The sequence below is a fragment of the Streptomyces sp. NPDC016309 genome (genome assembly GCF_043077235.1).
Lineage (GTDB): Bacteria > Actinomycetota > Actinomycetes > Streptomycetales > Streptomycetaceae > Streptomyces.
In genome coordinates this window covers 383,348-401,040 of sequence record NZ_JBIBSG010000004.1, presented here as the reverse complement: position 1 = coordinate 401,040, position 17,693 = coordinate 383,348, and the positions used below count along the sequence as shown (strand labels likewise).

The following is a 17,693-nucleotide window of genomic DNA, read 5'->3' as shown; positions in this document are numbered from 1 at the left end:
AAGACGCGGGCCCCGTGATGCGCCGACCGGTCCGGCCACCGCCGTCAGCCGAACTGCTGCTCCAGGTCCTTGAGCTTCCGCTCCAGCGAGTCCAGCCGGGGCAGCGCCTGGGTGTCGTCCTCCGCGGTGAGGTCGACCGTGCGGGGCGGATCAGCGCCCTTCACGGCCTGGAGGGAGGGCCGGGACCGAAGAGGCTGGTGTCCCCGGTCGGATATGGCGGGCTCCGCGACGGACGCCCCCACGGCGGCCGGGGCCGAGCCCCCCATGCCGCCCCCGGAGCTCACGGCCGGTACGTCGACCTGTGCGGCGCTCATCGTCCGGGCGTCGACCTGGCGGCCGCCGCGCCCGGCTCCCCAGGCCCGGTGCTGGCGGTTGAACGCCTTGAGGCGGGCGCGCTCCAACTTCTGCTGCTCGCGCCGCCGTTCCCGGGCCTGCTCCTTCTGGCGCCGGTCCTCGCGCACCTCGTCGACCGCCTCGTCCAGGGTACGCACGCCCTCCAGGAGCATCAGCGACCAGGCGCCGAACGTCTCGCGGGGTGCCCTCAGCCACCGGACGATGCGGATCTGCGGAAGCGGCCGGGGCACCAGGCCCTGCTCCCGCAGCGCGGAGCGGCGGGTCTGCTTCAGCGCCCGGTCGAAGAGCACGGCCGCCGAGAGCGACATGCCCGCGAAGAAGTGCGGGGCGCCCGCGTGGCCCAGCCCGCGCGGCGCGTGCACCCAGTTGAACCAGGCCGCCGCGCCCGCGAACGTCCACACCAGCAGACGGGAGCCGAGCGCCGCGTCACCGTGGCTGGCCTCGCGCACCGCGAGGACCGAGCAGAACATGGCGGCACCGTCGAGGCCGAACGGGACCAGGTACTCCCAGCCCCCCGACAGGTTGAGGTTCTGCCGGCCGAAGCCGACCAGTCCGTGGAAGGAGAGCGCGGCGGCGACCGCCGCACAGCAGAAGAGCAACAGGTAGGAGGCGGTGCCGTAGACCGCTTCCTTGCGCCGGCGGCGCTCCTCGCTGCGCTCCCAGGAGTCCTCGGCCACGGCCTTGCCGCCGACGCGCTTGCCGCGCGTGAGCACCGCCACCGCCACGAGGACTCCCACCAGCATCACGCCGCCCGGAAGCAGCCAGTCCTGCGATATGTCGGTCAGTCTCATGCGGTGTCCCTTGCATCGCTCGCGGTAGGGCGTTTCGGCGCCATAGTGGCCGAAGCCCGAGGAGCCACACGGGGTTTCGGGGCAAGAGAACGCCATTGGGGCCGCAGGGCATACGAATAGGTGCGATCTACTCGAACGGCCTTATGCGAGAAGGGAGTTGTGTTCGATTATTGCCACCCGGGCGGGTGGCGTGGACCCGCCCGGAGGTCACGCGGATGCGCTCAACCTGGCGACACGGTCGGCGTCACACGTACGCGGACAGGTGACACAGGTGTCCTCGGGGCGGAGGGTGTAGAAGAGGCAGCAGCTCGCCCGGTCGCGGGTCGGCAGCGGCGTACCGTCCGGACCCGTCAGCTCCCGGAAGCCGGCGGTCCCCACGTACGGCTTGGCTCCGCCCGGCCCCGGCAGCAGCAGCCCCAGTTCCGCCATGGCCCGGGACTCCTCGCCCAGCAGGTGCCCGATGTACCACAGGCCCTCGACGATCTCGTCGGTCGCCATGCCCCACAGGGCGCGCTTGCCCCGCCGCATCCTCGGACCGAATCCGTCCAGCACCGGCCCCAGGTGCTCGGCGACGGCGGCCCGCACCTCGCCGCGCAGCGCCTCCTCGTCCGGTACGACCCGGGCCCCGGGCAGCGCGGCCGCCGGGTCGTCCGGCAGGCAGGCGAACTCCCGCACCCGTACCGTCATCCGGCCGAGCGCCCGCTGGAAGGCCACGTCCCCGACCGGCAGCCGGGGCACCCGGCGGTGCAGGAACCACGGCACGGTGACGAGCAGGCAGGCCGGCCAGGCGTACCGGTGGAGACCGAAGCTGGCGACGACGTCGGGGCGGGCCTGCTGGCCGTAGTCCCGCAGCACCTGCGCGTTGTCCCAGGCGAGGAACGCCTCCAGGGCCGCGCCGCCGGCCGCCAGCTCGTCCGCGCCCACCCAGCCGCCGCCCCGGGGGACCGCCTCGCCGTCCGCCAGCTCGTGCACGCGCAGCCCGGGGAAGACCTCCGTCAGGCGGGTGTACGCGGCCGTGACGGGCGACGCCGGAGCGGCGGGAGGAGCGGAGAGAAGCGCGGGAGCGGACATGCGGGGGACCACCGAATCGCGATCGTTAGCAGGTTAGCCTTACCTTACCCGATGTGATCGATGTGTGAACGGTGAGCCGGTGCGCCTATCGTGCACGGGGCCCCGTCCACCGCGAGCCGGGGCTTCGGTACGCATCGCCAGGAGGACCCGAGTGGAGCAGGGCAGAACGCGCGACACCGCGCCGTCGCACCCGGCGCCGGATCAGGCGCGGGACCGGGCCCCGGAGCAGGCGCGGGGCCCGGAGCCGCACGCCGCAGTCCGGGTACCCGAGCAGACCCGTGGCGAACACACCCACGCCGAGCCCTCCGCCCCCCGTCCCGTCCAGCGCCACTCCGTGCGCGGGCAGGTGCTCGACGCCCTGCGGACCGCCCTCGTGGGCGGCGAGCTGGTCCCCGGCGAGGTGTACTCGGCCCCCGCCCTCGGGGCCCGTCTCGGCGTCTCGGCCACCCCCGTGCGCGAGGCCATGCAGCAGCTCGCCGTCGAGGGCGCCGTCGAGGTCGTGCCCAACCGGGGCTTCCGCGTCTCCGAGCGCTCCCCGCGCGAACTGGCCGAACTCGCCGAGGTGCGCGCCCTGCTGGAGGTGCCCGTCATGCTGCGGCTGGCCCGCACCGTGCCGGCCGCGCGCTGGCGCGAGCTGCGGCCCCTCGCCGAGGCCACCTCGGCCGCGGCGGCCCGCGGCGACCGCGCCCACTACGCCGAGTCCGACCGCGCCTTCCACCGCGCCGTCCTCTCCCTGGCCGGGAACCAGCAGCTCGTCGCCCTCGCGGAGGACCTGCACCGCCGCTCCCAGTGGCCCCTCGTGTCCGGCCCGGCGACCCGGCGGGCCGACCTGGTCGCCGACGCGGCCGAGCACTCGGCGCTCCTGGACGCCCTGGTGGCCCAGGACCTCGCCGTCGTCCAGTCGCTGGTGCGCGAGCACTTCACGGGCGCCCGCGGGTGACGGACGCCTCCCCGGGCCGCACCCCGCGACCCGGCAGTCGGCCCTCCGGCGCCGCAACCGCGCGACCCGAAGGCCCCGGCGGGCCGGTGGGGCCGAGCGGTTCCGTGGGGTCCGGCGGGTCGGCGGGGCCGGGTGGCCGGGTGGGTCCGGGCGGACCGGTGGGGCCGGGCGACCCGGGTGGTTTCGTGGGACCCGGCGGTCTCGTGGAACTGCGCGGACCGGTGGGGCCGGGTGGTCCGGGGCTGCCGCGGTTGGTGCTAGTGACCGGCGGCGGCGGCCCGGCCACGCCCCTGCCGGACGGGTGCGTGAGGGTGCCGCTGGCGGGGCGGAGCGCGCTCGGTGCGGCGTGGGCGATCGCCGACCGGCTCGGCGTGGTGGCCCGTACCCCGGGCGAGCTGGTCCAGGTGCTGACGGCCGGCATCCGGCGCGTGGTGCTCGTCCTCCCGGACCTGGACGCCGCGCACGAGCCGGAACGGGTGGCCGACCTGATCGAGTGGCTGGCCGACCTGGACGGCTTCCACCTGGTGGTCGGCGTCGGCGACGGTTCGCCCGCCCACGTGCGGCTGTGCGCCCGCCCGGACGCGGCGCCGGCCTCCTGGCCCGAGCGGCCCCCGTCCCCGACCCCGCCCCCCGGCGCCCGGCGCCCGTCGGAAGGGGGAGGGGTGGCCGGGGGCTTCGACCCCGACGACCCGGGTGCCGTCTGCGCGGCCGACCCCTGGCGGGTCACCGCGCGCTACGGCGCCGGGGACGCGGGCGGGGACCATCACGGCGGGCTGCGCCCCGCGTGGCTGCGCGCCGGCCAGTCGCTGTGCCGCGAGCAGGCGCCGTCCCGGCGCGCCCTCGTCCTGCTGGCCGCCCTCGACGACGCCGCCGACCCCCGGCTGCGGCCCGCCCTGGAACGGCTCGCCGCCCTCGAGCCCTGGCGCGTGCGCTGGACCCGCGCCCGGGGCGACGTGAGCCCGCCGTGGCCCGGTCCGGTCACCGCCCTGGCGATCTGCGCCGCCCCGGAGCCCGGGCGACTCCTGGTCGCCGTCCGCCCCGGCACCGTACGGGCGCTGCACACCGCCGACGGGTCGCCCGCCGGGACCCCGGCGCATCCCGGGGGGCGCCCAGCGACGGCGCTCGCGTGCCTCCCGGGCGGAACCCTCCTGCTGCTGGACGAGCGGGGGCGGCTGCACGTCCCGCGCCCGGACCCGCTCGCCGACGCCGTCGCGGCGACCCTGGCGGCCCACCCGGGCACCGCGCTCGCCGCGGCGGGCGGCACGGTGGTCGTCGGGGACCGGGTCGGCTCCCTCCACGCGTTCGGCCTGACCGGCGTCCACCAGGCGGCGGCGCACAGCGGCCGGGTCACGGCCGTGGCCGCCGTCGCGTCGCCCGGACCGCGGGTGTACAGCGGCGGCGCGGACGGCACCGTGCGGTCCTGGACCCCGGGCGCCGGCCCGCGGCCCGCGCCGCTCGCCGAACGCCCCTGCCCGGTCGTCGCCCTGCACGCGGCGGACACCCCCGGCGGACCGGCGCTCGCGGTCGCCTGGGGCGACGGACTGGTGGAGCTGTACGGGCCGGATGGCCGGCGCGCGGAATTCCGACCCGGGCCGCCTGTCCGCGCGGTGGCGCTCACGGCGGACGGCGCGGACGGCGAGGACTGCGCGCTGGTCGTCGGCATGGACGAGGCGCTGCTGTGCCTCGCGCCCCGACGCTGACCGCTGACCGCTGACCGCTGACCGGTGTTCGTGGCGTACGCCCCACGCCGACCGGCGCCTCGGCGGCGGCGGTTCGCCGGCTGCCGTGCCGGCGTGCCGCGTGCCGGTGTGCCGCGCGCCGCGGTCGTCAGGCGGCCGCGGTCGGCGCCAGCCGCGCCGCCAGCCAGGTCGGGACGCCGCCGAGCAACTGGAACAGCCGCCGGGCCTCCGCGCGCAGCCGGGCCGCCTCGGGTTCGGGTTCGGCGTCCGCCAGGGCCACCAGCGCGGGCGCCGTACCGACCAGGTAACCCAGCTCCTCGCGCAGCCGCAGCGACTCGGCGAACCCGTGCCGGGCCTCCGTCAACTCGCCCTCGCGCAGCGCCAGTCCGGCCAGGTGCCGCCAGGTGGCGGACAGCAGCAGGGCGTCGCCCTGGGTGGTGGCGCCCGCGTGGGCGCGCCGGTACGCGGCGCGGGCGGCCTGCGGCGAGTCCCCGAGGTTCTGGGCGACCAGACCGCGCCGGAAGTCCAGCAGGGGGCGGCCGGGCGCGGAGGGGGCGATGAGCGCGGCCGCCCGGCCGAGCGCCGCCCGTGCCTCGTCGGCCCGGTCCCGTACGCCCAGCAGGGTCGACGCGTAGGCCAGATGGCCGCGTTCGCAGGCGGCCGCGCCTCGCTCCTCGTCGTCCTGTGCGATGGCCTCCGCGACACGCAGGGCGTCCTCCGCCTCGGCCCATCCCTGCTCGGTGTAGAGGCACCGCTCGATCAGCAGGGCGGCGCGCTGGAGGGCGACGGCGGGGTCGTCCGCGCCGGGCGCGAGGAGGGCGGCCGCGTCGGTCCAACAGCCGCGCGAGCGCAGCCGCCATACCGCGGTCTGGAGGGGATCGTCGCTTGCGGTCGTTCCGGAACCAGACATGGCGGTATGCGCCACATTGCCCTCCCCGAGCGCGCCATTGAGCTGTTGGGTCCGGAGAATCTCAGCACGGAACCGACGTCCGGCCAAGAGGGTCAGGTGAATTCATTCACAATCCCCGGGCGCCGCGCCGGCCAGTCGCACGGCGCCCGGGAGGTACTTCCGGACACCTCCCCGAAGGGTCCGCCGCTCCACCCGAACGAGTGAATGGCGACCTCATCGCGGTGGTCCGGCACACGGCCGGACGGCTCCGCGGCCGCCGACCGGTGCACTTTCGGCCTGGTGCGACGGGGTGTCGGGGAGGGCGCTCGCCGTGGAAGGGTGAGGTACGGGAACGGCGCGCGGGCACCGGTTCCCGCGCCGGGCGCCGACGTGCGCTGCCACGGGATACGGCCGCCGCTCGCGCCAACAAGCGTGCAGATGGAAACGATTCTCCTGGGAGCGGGCGGGCCGACGGGGCGGCGACAGGCGGATTCCAGCCGCGGAGTGCGGTGCTCCGTATCGGCTCAACACCCCTGTAAAAACATACGATATGAGCAACCGATCAACGGTTGCGGTGTCCCCGTGACCCCCGTCTACCTTCCGAAGCACGGCCACCCGCCATTGCGGGGCGGGTGGTGAACCGAGCAGAAGGAGACGTCATGAAGAAGGCCTACGAGGCGCCGACGCTCGTCCGGCTGGGAACGTTCCGACGGAAGACCGGACTGCTGGGGCATTCGGGCAACGACCGGCTCATCCTGAGCAAGAACTGACGGCCGACGGCGATCGACCGGCCTCATGACCGAAGCGCACGAAAGTGCGGGCCCGGGCCCCGGCGACGCGCATGTCGTGGCCTTTCCCGACCACGACGCCGCGGCCGCCGTGGCCCGGCTCTTCACCCGCCCCGGCACGCGCAGCCTGCCGCACCCCTCGGGACGCCCCTGGATCGTCGGCCACTGGCACGACGAGGAGATGGTGACCGCCCGGGCGGGCTCCGCCGCCGTCGCCCTCATCGGCTGCTGCCCTGCCGGACCGGAGGAACTCCACCGCCACGCGACCCGGCTGCGCGACCTCACCCAGCTCGACGCACCGGCCCGTACGCTTCCCGGCAGCTTCCACCTGCTGGCCACGCTGGACGGACGCCTCCGCGCCCAGGGCACCGCGTCCGGCCTCCGGCTGCTCTTCCACGCCCGGATCGACGGCGTGCCCGTGGCCGCCACCCGGGCCGACGTGCTCGCCGCCGCGCTCGGCCTCGCCCCGGACGAGGAGCAGCTCGCCGCCCGCCTGCTGTGGCCCGTCCCGCACCCGCTCGGCGAGGCGTCGATGTGGCGCGGCGTCACCGCCGTACCGCCCGGGCACGCCCTCGTCGTCGCCGCCGACGGGCGCACCGTGCGCCACTCGCGCTGGTGGCGGCCGCCCGAGCCGGTCCGGCCGCTCGCCGCCGGCGCGCCGCGGGTCCGCGAAGCCCTCACCGAGGCCGTCGACGCCCGCACCCGCCGCGGCGGCGTGGTGAGCTGCGACCTCTCCGGCGGACTGGACTCCACCACCGTCTGCTTCCTCGCCGACCGCTCGCCCGCCCGGCTGGTGGCCAGCACCTGGCCCGGCCGCGACCCCGCCGACACCGACCTCCAGTGGGCCGAACGGGCCGCCCGGTTCCTCCCCGGCGCCGAGCACGTCGTCTGGGACGCCGAGGACTCCCCGCTCGTCTACAGCGGGCTGCTCGACATCGACGACGTACTGGACGAGCCCACCATCGGCGTCATGGACCGCGCACGGGTGCTCCACCACCTGCCCGCCATGGCGGCGCGGGGCAGCCGGGTGCACCTGACCGGCATCGGCGGAGACCACGTGGCCTGGTGCTCCGAGGCCTACTACCACCGGCTCGCCCGCCGGCGCCCGCTGCTGGCCCTCCGGCAACTGCGCGGGTTCAAGGCGCTGTGGCGGTGGCCGCTCGGCGGCACCCTGCGGGCCCTCGCCGACTCCCGGCCCTACCGCGCCTGGCTCGCCGACACGGCCGGCCACCTGCACGACCCGCTGCCCGACTCGGTGACCACCGGCCTCGGCTGGGGCGTGCCCCCACGCCTCTTCGACTGGGTGACCCCCGACGCGGTGCACACGGCGCGGCGGGCCCTGCACGAGGCCGCCCGCACCGCGACCCCGCTGCACCCGGACCGGGGCCTGCACGCCGACCTGGCACAGATCCGCTCCTGCACCCGCGTCATCCGGCAGTGGGACGGCATGGCGGCCGGGGCCGGGGTGCCGATGGCCTCGCCGTTCCTCGACGACCGGGTGATCGAGGCGTGCCTCACGGTCCGTCCCGAGGAACGCGTCACCCCCTGGGCGTACAAGCCGCTCCTCACCACCGCCATGCGCGGCATCGTGCCGGAGGTCTGCCTGCGGCGCGCCACCAAGGCGGCCGCCTCCATGGACGCCGCCGACGGCCTGCGCGAACACCGCGCCGAACTGATGGCCCTGTGGGAGGAACCGTACCTCGAACGCCTCGGCCTGGTGGACGGCGGGGCGTTGCGCCGGCTCGCCGAGCGGCCCTCGGCGCCGGGGCTGCGCGACGCCATCCTCTACTCGACGATCGCCTGCGAGGTCTGGCTGCGCGCCCTGGCGCGCCGGACGGGGCCCTCCACGGAAGGGAAGTCACCATGGCACTGCGCTTCGGAGCCGACGTCTCCACCACCGAAACCGGGTACGGCACCGTCCTCCTGGACCAACGCAGCGGACACTACTGGGAGTTGAACCCCACCGGGACGCTGATCGTCCGTGTGCTGATGGACGGCGGCGACGAGGCGGCCGCCGCCGCCGCGCTGGCCGAGGCGTACGACATCGACCCGGCCGGGGCCCGCGAGGACGTCGCCGCGCTGGTGGCCGAACTGCGCGCCTCGGGGCTGGTCGCATGACCACACCGAGCGCCCTGGAGGTCCCCGTCGGGGTGCCCTTCGCCCGACGGCTGGCCGCCCGGCTGGTGCTGGTCCCCGCGGTGCTGCTGTCCCTGCTGCCGCCGCGCCGCATCCGCGCGGTGCTGGAAGTGGTGCGGCGCGGGGCGCGGCCCGCCTCCGCCGCCCGGACCCGGGCCGCCCGCGACGCCGTGTGCGCGGTGAGCCTGCGGTGCGCCGGGCCGCAGGGGTGCCTGCCCCGCTCGCTGGGCACCGCGCTGCTGTGCCGCCTCACCGGGAGCTGGCCGACGTGGTGCACCGGGGTGAGCGTGGTGCCGCCCTTCAACGCCCACGCCTGGGTCGAGGCGGACGGCCGGCCCGTGGGGGAGCCGATGCCCGACGGCTACTTCGCCCGCCTGCTCGCGGTGGGCCCCGCGCGCCCGGCGCCTACGACTCCGGAGTCCAGTGGGAGGGGCGGGTGAGCCGTGCCGGGAGCACCGTGCGGGCGTCGCCGCGCGCCGCGTTGAGCTGCGGCTGGGTGAGGAAGAGCGCACCGGTGAGGTCGGCGCCCGCCAGCTTCGCGTCGCGCAGGTCGGCGCCCAGGAGGTCGGCCTGGCGCAGGTCGGCGCCGCTGAGGTCGGCCCCGATCAGGTAGGCGCCGCGCAGGCTCGCGCCCCGCAGGTCGGTCCCCGTGAGGCGGGCGCCCATGAGGTCGGCGCCCCGGCGGTTCTTCTTCCTCCCCTTCGCGCCCGGGACGCCCGCGCGCACCAGCTCGCCCACCCGCAGCAGCAGGTCCCCGACGATCCGGCGGTGTGCGTCCAGGTCGAGGGCGGTGAGCTCCTCGGGGGTCAGGAGCGTCAGCCGCTCGGTCTCCTCCAGCACGCGGCGCAGCTCGCCGTGCAGGGACCGGGCGGGCTCCACCGTCAGTGCCTCGGTGAGGTACGTCAGCAGTTCGTGCAGGTGCCGTACGACGGGGAAGGCGGCGAACATCCGCCGGGCCGTGTCCGGGTCCTGCCGCCAGTCCCGGCCGCCGAAGGTGATCATGGAGACCTTCTGGCCCGCGCCGAAGCAGTCGTACACGGTGCAGCCGGTGAACCCGCGGTCGCGCAGCCGCTCGTGGATGCCGCACCGGAAGTCGGCGGCCAGGTTGGCGCAGGGCGTGCCGGCGGGCTTGTCGACGGCGAAGTCCGCCGAGGCCGCGAAGGGCAGGGCGACGCAGCACAGGCCGAAGCAGTTGGCGCAGTCGCCGCGCAGGGTGTCCGCGCCGGCGTCCGCCCGGGTGTCCGATCGTCCGGACATCACGTGATGTTCCGCTTTCCGTAGGAGGTGGGGGAGGGGAAGGGGGCAAGGATGGTGGCGCGGTGTCAGGACATGCGCAGCGCCAGGAAGAAGTCCAGCTTGTCCTCCAGCCGCGACAGGTCGCGTCCCGTGAGCTGCTCGATCCTGCCCACCCGGTACCGGAGGGTGTTGACGTGCAGGTGGAGCCGGCCGGCGCAGCGGGTCCACGACCCGTCGCAGTCCAGGAACGCCTCCAGCGTGGGGATCAATTCCGCGCGGTGGCGCCGGTCGTAGTCGCGCAGCGGGTCCAGCAGCCGGGCCGTGAAAGCCCGCCGCACGTCGTCCGGCACGAACGGCAGCAGCAGCACGTGCGACGCCAGCTCGTGGTGCCCGGCCGCGCACACCCGCCCCGGCCGCGCCGCCGCCACGCGCCGGGCGTGCCGCGCCTCCTCCAGGGCGCCGCGCAGCCCCTCGGCCGAGTGCACGGCGGCGCTCACGCCCAGGGTGAGGCGCCCGTCGTCGGCCAGGCCCGCCGAGAGGGGGCCCCGTACCGTGGCGAGCAGGGCGTCGGCGTGCAGTCCACCGCCGGTGCCGTCGGCGGGGGCCGCCCCCTCCTCCTCCGGCGCGGTATCGCCGTCCGCCTCCGGCTCGGGCTCCGGCACCGCCGGCAGCGGCACCAGGGCGATGGCCTCGTCCCCGGTGTGGGCCACCGCGATGCGGTCGGCCGAGTCGGGGCCGGCCGTCCCCGGGTCCACCAGGATCTCCTCCAGCAGCGACTGGGCCACCGGTCCGCCCTCGATGCCCGGCGCCCCCGCGCCCTCCTCGCCCCACTCGACCCGGGCCACCACGACCTGCCAGTGCGGCGCGGCCCCGAGCCCCGGCAGCAGCACCGGCGCGGCCACCCGCAGCCGGGCGGCGATCTCGGCGGGGGCGGCGCCCGTCTGCACCAGCTCCAGGACCTCCTGGGCCAGCCGGCGCCGTACCGTACGCGCCGCGTCCCGCCGGTCCCGCTCCACGGCGATGAGCTGGGTGACGCCCTGCAACAGGTCCAGCCGGGCGGCCGGCCAGTCGCCGGCGTCCGCCTCGACGGCCAGCAGCCAGTCGGAGAGCACGGTCTCGCGCACGTCCCGTGACGCCGGGGCGGCACCGCGCCCGGTGTTCCGGATCGGGAAGAGCGAGTACGTCGTTCCCCGCGCGACCGCCCGGTGCGGGCCGCGCCGCCCGGTGCGCGTGGCGGACAGGTGCTCACCGGCCAGGGCGGCACCGATCCCCGGCGGCAGCGGGGCTCCGGCGCCGGCGATCTGCCGCCCGGTCGGCGACAGCACCCAGGCGTGAAGGCCCAGGTCGGAGCCGAGCAGGTCCAGGACCACCTCCGGTCCGCCACCCGCCGGCCCGGACGTCATCAACCTTCTGTGGCGATCGACGACAGCGGCGAGGTCCCCGGCCCGCTCGCCCGACACCTGTCGAACAACATGCTCGGTAATGGTTGCGAACGCAACGGATTCGTTCACCGCGAACAGGGGGAGCCGGTGGCGCAAACACGCCTGGACCAGATCGTCCGGAATCGCCCCCAGTTCCGCCTCGCCGGCCGCCAGGCCCGCGACACCGGCGCCGGAGAGGATCCGGACGAAGGGCTCGGAGTCGTCCGCGTCCCGCCGCCAGGCCAGGCCGGTGAGCACCAGTTCGCCGCCGGAGAGGTACCGGCTGGGGTCCCGCAGGTCCGTCGTCATCACGCCGCGGACCGTGCGGTCGAGCTCGTCCTCGCCGCCGAGCAGCCGCAGCCCCAGCGCATCGGTTTCCAGCAGTGCGCGCAGCCGCATGTGATCGCCGCCGATCTGTCTCGTGGGTGTCTCGTTGTTGCCGGTGACCCGTGGCCACCGTTTCCAGGGGGAAACGGAGAGGCTACTGCTCCTCGCCTTTCGTTCGAATCTACAAGACGAACGGGGCGGCCAGCCAACTCCTTCATGGTTTCGGTGACTGCACCGGGCGGAGCACCGCTGGGTGTACTGAAGCCACAACGCGTCAACAGCACATGAACACCAGACGACGACATGGGCCGGCCGTCCCCGAGTCCCAGCGAACCACTTGATCACGCGGAACCGGACACGTCGATCGCCAGGATCACGACCGCCGGACCCTGATCACCGGATCACGTAGAAGAGAGCCACTCATGGACTTCCTTCGCCCCGCCAGCTGGGAGGAGGCGCTCGCCGCGAAGGCCGAGCACCCCACGGCTGTACCCATCGCGGGTGGCACCGATGTCATGGTCGAGATCAACTTCGACCACCGGCGGCCCGAGTACCTGCTGGACCTGAACCGCATCGAGCTGCTCCGCGAGTGGGAGGTCGGCGAGGAGAACGTCCGGCTGGGCGCCTCCGTTCCGTACACCCAGATCATGGAGCACCTGCGGGCCGAGCTGCCCGGCCTGGCGCTCGCCTCGCACACCGTGGCCTCGCCGCAGATCCGCAACCGCGGCGGTGTCGGCGGCAACCTGGGTACGGCGTCCCCGGCCGGCGACGCGCACCCCGCCCTGCTGGCGGCCGGTGCCGAGGTGGAGGTGGAGTCCGTGCGCGGCTCCCGCTTCATCCCGATCGACGCGTTCTACACGGGCGTGAAGCGCAACGCGCTCCAGCCGGACGAGCTCATCAAGACCGTCCACATCAAAAAGGCCGACGGGCCGCAGCAGTACTCCAAGGTGGGTACCCGCAACGCGATGGTGATCGCGGTGTGCGCGTTCGGTCTGGCCCTGCACCCCGAGAGCCGGACCGTGCGGACCGGCATCGGCTCGGCCGCCCCGACACCCGTCCGGGCGAAGGAGGCCGAGGAATTCCTGAACGCCGCGCTCGAGGAGGGCGGCTTCTGGGAGAGCGGCAAGATCATCACTCCCTCGATCGCCAAGCAGTTCGCGGAGCTCGCCTCCGGGGCCTGCAACCCGATCGACGACGTACGGGGCACGGCCAAGTACCGCCGTCACGCCGTCGGCATCATGGCCCGCCGCACGCTCGGCTGGACCTGGGAGCAGTACCGCGGCACCGGCCGCACCCTTGAAGGAGCTGCATAACGATGCGCGTCAATTTCACGGTCAACGGACGCCCCCAGGAGGCCGACGACGTCTGGGAGGGCGAGTCCCTCCTCTACGTCCTTCGTGAGCGTCTGGGCCTGCCCGGTTCCAAGAACGCCTGCGAGCAGGGCGAGTGCGGCTCCTGCACGGTCCGCCTGGACGGCGTCCCGGTCTGTTCCTGCCTCGTGGCCGCCGGCCAGGTCGAGGGCCGCGAGGTCGTCACCGTCGAGGGCCTCGCCGACTTCGCCAAGCAGCGTGCCGAGCACAGCGGCGCGTGCGGCACCGGCGCGTGCGGCGACGGCACCTCCCTCCAGGCCGCCCAGCAGTGGTCCGCCAAGGGAACCGACTCCCAGACCGGTGAGGGCACCGAGCTCTCCCCGATCCAGCAGGCCTTCATCGACGCGGGCGCCGTGCAGTGCGGTTTCTGCACCCCGGGCCTGCTCGTCGCGGCCGACGAGATGCTGGAGCGCAACCCCTCCCCGTCCGACGAGGACATCCGCGAGGCGCTCTCCGGCAACCTCTGCCGCTGCACCGGTTACGAGAAGATCCTGGACGCCGTCCGCCTCGCGGCCGCCCGCCAGGAGCGTCAAGGGCTTCAGGAAGGCGCGGTCTGACCATGTCGCAGCACACCCGAGTCGCCGCCGCCCCCGCCGGCACCCCCACCAAGGTCACGCAGGGCTCCCGGACGAAGGGCGGCATCGGCGAATCCACGCTCCGCCCCGACGGCACCCTCAAGGTCACCGGCGAGTTCGCCTACTCCTCGGACATGTGGCACGAGGACATGCTGTGGGGCCAGATCCTCCGCTCCACGGTCGCGCACGCCGAGATCGTCTCCATCGACACCTCCGAGGCCCTCGCCCAGGCCGGCGTCTACGCCGTCCTCACCTACGAGGACCTGCCCACCGAGGTCAAGAACTACGGCCTGGAGATCCAGGACACCCCGGTCCTCGCCAACGGCCGGGTCCGCCACCACGGCGAGCCGGTCGCCCTGGTCGCCGCCGACCACCCGGAGACCGCCCGCCGCGCGGCCGCCAAGATCAAGGTCGAGTACAAGGAGCTGCCCGTCGTCACCGACGAGGCCTCCGCGACCGCCCCCGGCGCGCCGCTGCTGCACCCGGGCCGCGACGACCACCACGCCGGCCACGTACCGCACCCGAACATCGTGCACCGCCAGCCGATCGTCCGCGGCGACGCCGACGAGGCCGCCAAGAGGGCCGACGTGATCGTCTCCGGCGAGTACGTCTTCGGCATGCAGGACCAGGCCTTCCTCGGCCCCGAGTCCGGCCTGGCCGTGCCGGCCGAGGACGGTGGCGTCGACCTGTACGTCGCCACCCAGTGGCTGCACTCCGACCTCCGCCAGATCGCCCCCGTCCTCGGCCTGCCCGAGGACAAGGTCCGGATGACGCTCTCCGGCGTCGGCGGCGCCTTCGGCGGCCGCGAGGACCTGTCGATGCAGATCCACGCCTGCCTGCTGGCGCTGCGCACCGGCAAGCCGGTCAAGATCGTCTACAACCGGTTCGAGTCCTTCTTCGGCCACGTCCACCGCCACCCGGCGAAGCTCTGGTACGAGCACGGCGCCACCAAGGACGGCAAGATCACGCACATGAAGTGCCGGATCGTGCTGGACGGCGGCGCCTACGCCTCGGCCTCCCCGGCCGTCGTCGGCAACGCCTCCTCGCTCGCCGTCGGCCCGTACGTCATCGACGACGTCGACATCGAGGCCGTCGCGCTCTACACCAACAACCCGCCCTGCGGCGCCATGCGCGGCTTCGGCGCGGTCCAGGCGTGCTTCGCGTACGAGGCCCAGATGGACAAGCTCGCCAAGGAGCTGGGCATGGACCCGGTGGAATTCCGGCAGCTCAACGCCATGGAGCAGGGCACCCTGATGCCGACCGGCCAGCCGGTCGACTCGCCCGCCCCGGTCGCCGAGCTGCTGCGCCGCGTCAAGGCCCGCCCGCTGCCGCCGGAGCGCCAGTGGGAGTCCACCGAGGGCGCCGACGTGCGCGCGCTGCCCGGCGGCCTGTCCAACACCACGCACGGCGAGGGCGTCGTCCGGGGCGTCGGCTACGCGGTCGGCATCAAGAACGTCGGCTTCTCCGAGGGCTTCGACGACTACTCCACCGCCAAGGTGCGCATGGAGGTCATCAACGGTGAGGCGGTCGCCACCGTCCACACCGCGATGGCGGAGGTCGGCCAGGGCGGCATCACCGTCCACGCGCAGATCGCCCGCACCGAGCTGGGCGTCACCCAGGTGACCATCAACCCGGCCGACACCCAGGTCGGCTCCGCCGGCTCCACCTCCGCCTCCCGGCAGACGTACGTCACCGGCGGCGCGGTGAAGAACTCCTGCGAGCTCGTCCGCGAGAAGGTCCTGGAGATCGGCCGCCGCAAGCTCGGCACCTACCACCCCGCCTGGGCCACCGCCGAGCTGCTGCTCGAAGGCGGCAAGGTCGTCACCGACGGCGGCGAGGTCCTCGCCGACCTGGTGGACGTCCTGGAGGACGAGGCCGTCGAGATCGAGGCCGAGTGGCGCCACCGCCCCACCGAGGCCTTCGACCTCCGCACCGGCCAGGGCAACGGACACGTCCAGTACTCCTTCGCCGCGCATCGCGCGGTCGTCGAGGTGGACACCGAGCTCGGCCTGGTCAAGGTCATCGAGCTGGCCTGCGCCCAGGACGTCGGCAAGGCGCTCAACCCGCTGTCCGTCGTCGGCCAGATCCAGGGTGGCACCACCCAGGGCCTGGGCGTGGCGGTCATGGAGGAGATCATCGTCGACCCCAAGACCGCGAAGGTGCGCAACCCCTCCTTCACGGACTACCTGATCCCCACCATCCTCGACACCCCGACCATCCCGGTCGACGTGCTCGAACTCGCCGACGACCACGCGCCCTACGGCCTGCGCGGCATCGGCGAGGCCCCGACCCTCTCGTCCACCCCGGCCGTCCTCGCGGCGATCCGGAACGCGACGGGTCTGGAGCTCAACAAGACGCCGGTACGCCCCGAGCACCTCACCGGCACCCTGTAGACCCTCCGGGCGGTGCCGGCCTCCCGGGAACGTCACACTTCCACCGCCCGCACCGCCCGGAGCATCCCCCCCCCACCGTCCCCGTCCGTCCCGATCCCCGCTCACCCCCACGCACCAACCCCCCGCGCACCACATCCCCGCAGCACCGCTCATCCCCGTTCGTCTCGGGCCGTCCCCCGGGTCGTGCAGCCCACGCAGCATCCCAAATCCCGCAGTCTTTGCCCCCGGGCATGCGGGTGCCCCTTTGAACCTTGGGAGTAGGCACCATGACCCAGTCGTCAGTGGAGCCGAAGACCGTCGCCGAAGACGCGGGACCCGGTTCCCGCGTCCCCGCCGGACGGTCTTGGCTCGACCGGTACTTTCACATCACCCACAGAGGATCCACGGTCGCGCGAGAGGTGCGCGGCGGCATCACCACCTTCATGGCGATGGCCTACATCCTCCTGCTCAACCCCTTGCTGCTCGGCGGTGAGGACTCGCTCGGCGACAAGCTGAGCCAGCCCGCGCTGATCACCGCGACCGCCCTGGCAGCAGCGGTCACCACTCTGGCGATGGGTTTCATCGGCAAGGTCCCGCTCGCCCTCGCGGCCGGACTGAGTGTCGCGGGCGTCATCTCCACGCAGGTCGCCCCGGACATGACCTGGCCGCAGGCCATGGGCATGTGTGTCATCTACGGCGCCGTGATCTGCCTGCTGGTGGTCACCGGTGTCCGTGAAGTCATCATGAACGCCATACCGCTGGCGCTGAAGCACGGCATCACGATGGGCATCGGCCTCTTCATCGCGCTGATCGGCTTCGTCAACGCCGGGTTCGTCGGCAAGGGCGAGGGCGGCGGCCCGGTCACCCTCGGCGTCGGAGGATCGCTCACCGGCTGGCCGGTCGTGCTGTTCTCCTTCACCCTGCTGCTGATCTTCATGCTCCAGGCCCGCAAGGTGCCCGGGGCGATCCTCCTCGGCATCGTCGCCGGCACGATCATCTCCGTCGTCGGCACCGCCACCGGCCTCATCAGCGAGGCGGAGTGGGGCGGCAAGGCCCCCGTCCTGCACGGCAGCGTCGTCTCGATGCCGGACTTCTCGCTCTTGGGCATGGTCGAGTTCGGCGGCTGGGAGAAGCTCGGCTACGCCACCGTCAGCATGATCGTCTTCACCCTGGTGCTGGCCGGCTTCTTCGACGCCATGGCGACCATCATCGCCGTCGGCCAGGAGGCCAAGCTGGCCGATGCCCAGGGCCGCATGCCGGGCCTGAGCAAGGCGCTGTTCATCGACGGCGCCGGCGGTGCGATCGGCGGTGTCTCCGGAGCCTCCGGCCAGACCGTCTTCATCGAGTCCGCCACGGGTGTCGGCGAAGGTGCCCGTACGGGCCTGTCGGCCACCGTCACCGGCCTGTTCTTCGCCGCGTGCCTGTTCTTCACGCCGCTGACGCAGCTCGTGCCGGGCCAGGTGGCCTCCGCCGCCCTGGTCGTCATCGGCGCGATGATGCTCCAGAACGCCCGGCACGTGGACTGGACCGACTGGTCCATCGCCGTCCCGGTGTTCCTCACGGTCGTGCTGATGCCGTTCACGTACACCATCACCACCGGTGTCGGCGCGGGTGTCATCGCGTACTGCGCCATCAAGGCCGCCCAGGGCAAGTGGCGCGAGCCGAGCATCCTGATGTGGGTCCTCTCGGCGGTGTTCATCTTCTACTTCGCCACGGGTACCGGTCACTGACGCGGGGCCGGGCC

Annotated in this window: 14 protein-coding genes and 1 pseudogene; 10 read left to right on the top strand and 5 right to left on the bottom strand. The window is 74.2% G+C overall.

The features are described 5' to 3' along the window. Positions 1 to 44: 44 nt before the first annotated feature. Positions 45 to 1,145: a DUF2637 domain-containing protein gene (locus tag ACF068_RS12730; protein ID WP_392274217.1), complete on the bottom strand. Its 1,101-nt coding sequence runs from the start codon at positions 1,143 to 1,145 to the stop codon at positions 45 to 47. 207 nt (positions 1,146 to 1,352) lie between these two features. After that, a complete protein-coding gene (locus ACF068_RS12725) occupies positions 1,353 to 2,216 on the bottom strand; it encodes a (2Fe-2S)-binding protein (protein ID WP_392274216.1) in 864 nt (287 codons plus the stop codon). Between the two features lie 151 nt (positions 2,217 to 2,367). On the opposite strand from ACF068_RS12725, the gene ACF068_RS12720 reads away from it, so the two are divergent. Together ACF068_RS12720 and ACF068_RS12715 are read left to right on the top strand one after the other, a co-directional pair. Beyond that, positions 2,368 to 3,156 (top strand): GntR family transcriptional regulator, encoded by a 789-nt coding sequence (locus tag ACF068_RS12720; RefSeq protein ID WP_392274215.1) that lies wholly within the window; start codon positions 2,368 to 2,370, stop codon positions 3,154 to 3,156. A gap of 305 nt (positions 3,157 to 3,461) precedes the next feature. Beyond that, complete coding sequence (locus tag ACF068_RS12715) at positions 3,462 to 4,856, top strand: WD40 repeat domain-containing protein (protein ID WP_392274214.1); 1,395 nt, start codon at positions 3,462 to 3,464, stop codon at positions 4,854 to 4,856. A gap of 127 nt (positions 4,857 to 4,983) precedes the next feature. Here ACF068_RS12715 and ACF068_RS12710 read toward each other — a convergent pair whose 3' ends face one another. Then, entirely contained in the window at positions 4,984 to 5,745 is a 762-nt protein-coding gene (locus tag ACF068_RS12710; protein WP_392274213.1) for a hypothetical protein, read from the bottom strand. A 638-nt stretch (positions 5,746 to 6,383) separates the two neighbouring features. Between ACF068_RS12710 and ACF068_RS12705 the strand changes: the two genes are divergently transcribed. From ACF068_RS12705 to ACF068_RS12690, 4 genes and pseudogenes are all read left to right on the top strand, one after another. Further along, complete coding sequence (locus tag ACF068_RS12705; RefSeq protein WP_392274212.1) at positions 6,384 to 6,494, top strand: keywimysin-related RiPP; 111 nt, start codon at positions 6,384 to 6,386, stop codon at positions 6,492 to 6,494. Positions 6,495 to 6,519: 25 nt separating this feature from the next. After that, positions 6,520 to 8,340, top strand: a pseudogene (locus ACF068_RS12700) (asparagine synthase-related protein); the annotation flags it as partial. A 35-nt stretch (positions 8,341 to 8,375) separates the two neighbouring features. Then, entirely contained in the window at positions 8,376 to 8,630 is a 255-nt protein-coding gene (locus ACF068_RS12695; RefSeq protein WP_392274211.1) for a lasso peptide biosynthesis PqqD family chaperone, read from the top strand. Beyond that, positions 8,627 to 9,088, top strand: a complete 462-nt coding sequence (locus ACF068_RS12690; RefSeq protein WP_392274210.1) for a lasso peptide biosynthesis B2 protein — start codon at positions 8,627 to 8,629, stop codon at positions 9,086 to 9,088. The genes ACF068_RS12695 and ACF068_RS12690 overlap by 4 nt, the downstream gene beginning before the upstream one ends. Here the strand turns inward: ACF068_RS12690 and ACF068_RS12685 are convergent. Further along, positions 9,054 to 9,905 carry a pentapeptide repeat-containing protein gene (locus ACF068_RS12685; protein WP_392274209.1) on the bottom strand — a complete coding sequence of 284 codons (852 nt, stop codon included), beginning with the start codon at positions 9,903 to 9,905 and terminating at the stop codon, positions 9,054 to 9,056. The two genes, ACF068_RS12690 and ACF068_RS12685, sit on opposite strands and share 35 nt — an antisense overlap. A gap of 65 nt (positions 9,906 to 9,970) precedes the next feature. Continuing rightward, positions 9,971 to 11,704, bottom strand: coding sequence for a PucR family transcriptional regulator ligand-binding domain-containing protein (locus ACF068_RS12680; protein WP_392274208.1), 1,734 nt, complete (start codon positions 11,702 to 11,704; stop codon positions 9,971 to 9,973). 350 nt (positions 11,705 to 12,054) lie between these two features. Between ACF068_RS12680 and ACF068_RS12675 the strand changes: the two genes are divergently transcribed. From ACF068_RS12675 to ACF068_RS12660, 4 genes are all read left to right on the top strand, one after another. Beyond that, positions 12,055 to 12,945 (top strand): FAD binding domain-containing protein, encoded by an 891-nt coding sequence (locus ACF068_RS12675; protein ID WP_392274207.1) that lies wholly within the window; start codon positions 12,055 to 12,057, stop codon positions 12,943 to 12,945. A 2-nt stretch (positions 12,946 to 12,947) separates the two neighbouring features. Next, the gene (locus tag ACF068_RS12670; RefSeq protein WP_392274206.1) at positions 12,948 to 13,559 is read left to right on the top strand and encodes a (2Fe-2S)-binding protein; all 612 of its coding nucleotides are present in this window, start codon (positions 12,948 to 12,950) and stop codon (positions 13,557 to 13,559) included. A 2-nt stretch (positions 13,560 to 13,561) separates the two neighbouring features. Beyond that, the gene (gene pucD, locus ACF068_RS12665; RefSeq protein WP_392274205.1) at positions 13,562 to 15,970 is read left to right on the top strand and encodes a xanthine dehydrogenase subunit D; all 2,409 of its coding nucleotides are present in this window, start codon (positions 13,562 to 13,564) and stop codon (positions 15,968 to 15,970) included. A 266-nt stretch (positions 15,971 to 16,236) separates the two neighbouring features. Then, positions 16,237 to 17,679, top strand: coding sequence for an NCS2 family permease (locus ACF068_RS12660; RefSeq protein ID WP_392274204.1), 1,443 nt, complete (start codon positions 16,237 to 16,239; stop codon positions 17,677 to 17,679). Positions 17,680 to 17,693: the final 14 nt, after the last annotated feature.